Source organism: Fluviicola sp. (assembly GCF_030151805.1).
Taxonomy (GTDB): Bacteria; Bacteroidota; Bacteroidia; order Flavobacteriales_D; family Crocinitomicaceae; genus Fluviicola.
This window is the reverse complement of sequence record NZ_JASLCN010000475.1, coordinates 1-4,250: the sequence shown is the minus strand read 5'-3', so window position 1 is coordinate 4,250 and position 4,250 is coordinate 1. Positions and strand designations below refer to the sequence as shown.

Sequence of the window (4,250 nt, the reverse complement as noted above, 5' to 3'; positions counted from 1 at the left end):
AGTTCATGTATGGTTCAAGTATGGATATAGTATGAGGGAAGTATGGAATTGTTAAGGACTTAACAGTTGTTTTTTTGAAAATTGGATGCTACTATCAAGGAGTCTCAACCAACCAAAAGGTACGGAGCTCAGCTAAATCAAAACCTGTATGAAGGAATCGGGTTTTACCTGAACATTCCGATTTTCAGCCGTGGTGAGTGGCTAAAAACAAAGAAGTTGAATAGCATCAGGCAAACAGAACTCACACAGCAACGGCAAATCCTGGAATTGACACTCGAAAAACGAAAAATCACGCAAATCCAAAAACTCCTGGATAACAAAGCCGGGCAAGAGTTGGTCAAGCAAACAATCGAAAATCTTCAGATGATTTATCAGAAAAGTCTCCTGCTTTATGAAGAAGGAAGGATCAACTACACGGAGCTCGACGCTACTTTCATGGAGTGGCAGGTAAAAGTGGTGGAGCTGGAAGCTTTAAAACTAGATCACGAATGCCTGAAGTTAGTGGAATGAACAGAAGCTTGAAGAGTTTTCTGAAACTACCACCCTCCTCCGGAAAAATAAAGTTCAGCAACCATTTAAAAACTATGTGACCTATGTTTCTATTGTGGTCAAACAATAAACCACATCAATACAATTCAAAAAAATCTCCTTCCCCATAGGGGTAAACTCCTTCTCAGTTGTCCTAAAACAAAAGATAATAACTTTGCCTTGAGTAAAATACACATCAAGGTGGAAGAAAAACAAGTGATAACACAAGTTGTGACAGGAGATTTAAGCACATTTGAAATGGTATTTCGCGATTATTATAAGCCGCTGGTTCGCTACGGCAACACCTTTCTGAAAGATTCGGATGAAACCGAAGACATTGTCCAGCAGGTCTTTGTTTCTCTTTGGGAAAAACGAACCCAGCTCGATATTCATACTTCCATTCGGGCGGTGTTATACAAGTCGGTTCAAAATGCCTGCTTGAATAAAATCAAACATCTGAAAGTGCGCACTGCGTATGCAGAAGACTGGAAAGCAACAAGCGTCCACGAAGATACTTCTGATTCGGTTCAGGTCAATGAACTCAACGAACGCATTCAGATGGCAATGGAAAATATGCCCAAACAATGCGGCCGCATTTTTAAAATGAGTCGTTTCGAACAACTGCGTTACCAGGAAATCGCCGATCAATTAGGTTTATCGGTGAAAACGGTAGAAAATCAAATGGGGAAAGCCCTCAAAATAATACGTGAAGAGTTGAAAGACTATTTGCCTTTACTCATCCTTTTTTTCAGTCAAATACTATGAAGACAATACAAGACATGGATGCACTGATTGGCAAATTCCTTCACGGCGAAGCGAGCTCCGAAGAAGCAATGTTCCTCGAAGACTGGATCGCTGAATCACATGAGAACAAAATGCATTTCGAACAAAGTGCCTTAGCGTTTGGGTTGGTCGATAAAGCAGTTTCAACCGATAGGGCCTGGAACAGTATTCAACCGCAATTAAAACAAGCCCCGGTTCGGAAATTGTCCGTTGCATGGATTGCTTCATTGGCTGCAATGCTGGTCATCTCGTTGGGAGCAGCTTTCTATTTCTTCCATTCAAAGGAGGAAAGCACGGTGTTCACTGCCGGAAAAGAAGAAAAGAAAATTGAGTTGAACGACGGAACCGATATCCAATTGGCAGCACATTCTAGTGTGGAATTATCTGCCGCTTACGGGAAGAAGAACCGCTTGGTAACACTGAAGGGTTCAGGTTATTTCTCGGTAAAACACAGCAAAAAACGACCCTTTATCATTGACGCCGGACCAATCCACATCAAGGATCTCGGAACAAAATTCAATGTAAAAACGACCGAGGATACCATTTACGTTCGCGTGGATGAAGGAATGGTGGTGATCTACGACAACAAAGGAATGAAACTCACGCTTCAGGCAAATGAAAGTGCCCACTACGTGATTGCGAGCGGAGATCTGAAACTGGATGTGTTGGCGGAGAATCTGAAAAAGCAATACAAAACCATTCTGTTGGATAATCAGCGATTGGAGGACGTGGTTGATTTGCTCAACAAAACCTATAAAGTGAGTATTCGAATTGATAACCCGGCCTTGAAAGATTGCCGGATTACGACCGAGTTCCTGAATGAAGACCTCGATACTGTTTTAATGGTGATCTCTCAAACACTGGAAGTAACCATCCTGAAGGAAAAAAACAATAATTACCTGATTAAAGGAATGGCATGCATACAATGATCCGTTTTTTAAGTACCGCTATTCTTTCTTGCCTGGTAGTTTTTCATTCGAATGCACAAACTCCTTACCTGGAAAAAAGTGTCACGATTCGCTCGGGAACGTATTTGTATGAAGAATTGTTCCGGCAGATTTCCAATCAAACCGGGGTCGTGTTTTCGTATACCGGTTTCGATGATAAACAGCGGGCATCCGTGAAATTTGACAAACAACCGCTTCGAATTGTTTTGAATACGCTTTTTGACAATGAAAATTATTCCTGGAAACTAAAAGGGAAATACGTCATTGTGAATGGTAAACCGGTGCCGAAACCAAAACCAGATAATGCTGCGGCAGACAAATCCAATGTCATTTTAAACGGATATATTCTGAATGCGGAAGACTCTACCGAAATCGTCGAATCCAGTGTGTATCTCAGGCAAAATAAACAATCGGCGCTAACCAACGAATACGGTTACTTCAATTTGTCGTTTCCGAAAACAGCCGATGTGCTTTCCATTTCAGTGGCAAAAGAAGACTTTAAAGATACCACCGTTGTGATCGTTTCCAGGCAGCGAAACACCCTGGTGATTTACTTGAAGCCGAAATCCGCTCCGGTCAGCGTCATGGTAAATGATTCCATTCGTTTAACGCTTTCAATCGACACAGTAGTAAAACCAGTGGAAACACTCGTGGAAGATACCATTCCGGATGGAAATCCCTTTTGGAGAAAATTCGGAAAACACCGTGCAAACCTGAGAAACATTTCCGACACCTTGTTTACAAATGTTGCGTTTTCCTTTGTTCCGCCGGTAAGTACCAACCGCTTGCTTTCTGTGAATACGGTGAACAAGTTTTCGTTCAATATCCTGGTTGGTTCATCCAAAGGAATTGACGTAATGGAATTGGGTGGTTTGGTCAATCTCGACTACGGAAACGTAAAGTATGTGCAGATTGGCGGTTTGGCAAACCTCGTTTCAGGAACATCCACCGGATTTCAGGCAGCTGGTCTGATCAATATCGTTGCAAAAGATGTGAGTGGTTTCCAGGTTGCCGGTTTGGTCAATCTTGATCGCGGGAAGGTAAACTTTGCACAGGTTGCGGGAATTGCCAATGTGGTAAAAGATACAGTTACTGCCGTTCAGATTGGTGGAATTGCGAATTGGAATGATTCCTATACGCAGGGCGTTCAGATCGCAGGAATTTACAACCAGGCTGGCAAAGTACTTGGAACCCAGATTGCCGGTCTTGTAAATATCACTGATACGATCACCGGAACCCAGATTGCAGGATTGGTGAATGTTGGTCGCGTAGTAAACGGATTCCAGATTTCGGGCTTGTTCAACAGAGGAGGAAAAGTAAATGGTTCGCAGTTTGGTTTCATCAATGTGGCCAATTCGATTACCGGAGTTCCTGTCGGATTTTTAAGTTTTGTAAAAAGGGGATATCACAAAGCTGAAATTGCCTGTGATGAAAATTTATTGGGAACACTTAGCTTCAGAACGGGTGTGGATGCGTTTCACAACATACTCATTGGCGGAATACAAATGTCCGGAGGGCGTTCATTGTGGACTTTTGGTTACGGGTTAGGATCTGCCATCCGTTTAGGAAGAAAATGGTACCTGGACCTGGATTTGACGGCGCAGCAATTGTATTTAAACAACAGCGATTTTACCTATAACATGCTGACGAAAGGTTTCGTGGGGATTGAATACCGTTTCGGAAAGAATTTCAGCATGGCGGCCGGACCTACTTTAAACTGGTACAGTAGCGAAAATACTGATCCTGCTTTGGACCCGATCTGGAGTAGAATCAAACAGCGAACCATTTCCAACTCCGTTAACGGAAGTTTTGCCAATCAATTATGGATTGGTGCGAAACTGGCTTTGAGGTTTTTCTAGAAGTTTATTAGACTTCTCCCCTTGAGGGGAGATCAAGAGGGGTGGCGTTTCATAGATAAAATATATCCCCTTTGGAGGGCGATTGACTAGCAAATAGCACAACGTGTTATTTTCGGAAATTGAAACAGGAATG

General features: G+C 42.5%; 4 protein-coding genes. All 4 read left to right on the top strand.

Annotated elements, in window-relative coordinates:
* The first annotated feature begins 81 nt into the window (after nt 1–81).
* The 4 genes from Q1V93_RS18055 to Q1V93_RS18040 all read left to right on the top strand — a co-directional run bounded on the left by Q1V93_RS18055 (nt 82) and on the right by Q1V93_RS18040 (nt 4,117).
* Complete coding sequence (locus Q1V93_RS18055; RefSeq protein WP_300666594.1) at nt 82–510, top strand: hypothetical protein; 429 nt, start codon at nt 82–84, stop codon at nt 508–510.
* 198 nt (nt 511–708) lie between these two features.
* Nucleotides 709–1,293, top strand: coding sequence for an RNA polymerase sigma-70 factor (locus Q1V93_RS18050; RefSeq protein WP_300666592.1), 585 nt, complete (start codon nt 709–711; stop codon nt 1,291–1,293).
* On the top strand, nt 1,290–2,240 hold the full coding sequence (locus Q1V93_RS18045; protein WP_300666591.1) for a FecR domain-containing protein: 951 nt from the start codon (nt 1,290–1,292) through the stop codon (nt 2,238–2,240). The genes Q1V93_RS18050 and Q1V93_RS18045 overlap by 4 nt, the downstream gene beginning before the upstream one ends.
* The gene (locus Q1V93_RS18040; RefSeq protein ID WP_300666589.1) at nt 2,228–4,117 is read left to right on the top strand and encodes a hypothetical protein; all 1,890 of its coding nucleotides are present in this window, start codon (nt 2,228–2,230) and stop codon (nt 4,115–4,117) included. Before Q1V93_RS18045 ends, Q1V93_RS18040 begins: the two co-directional genes overlap by 13 nt.
* Nucleotides 4,118–4,250 lie beyond the last annotated feature (133 nt).

Excerpts from the sequence above, each read along its gene's own strand:
- Q1V93_RS18045 (WP_300666591.1), top strand. The coding sequence starts at position 1,290 with ATGAAGACAATACAAGACATGGATGCACTGATTGGCAAATTCCTTCAC.
- Q1V93_RS18040 (WP_300666589.1), top strand. The coding sequence starts at position 2,228 with ATGCATACAATGATCCGTTTTTTAAGTACCGCTATTCTTTCTTGCCTG.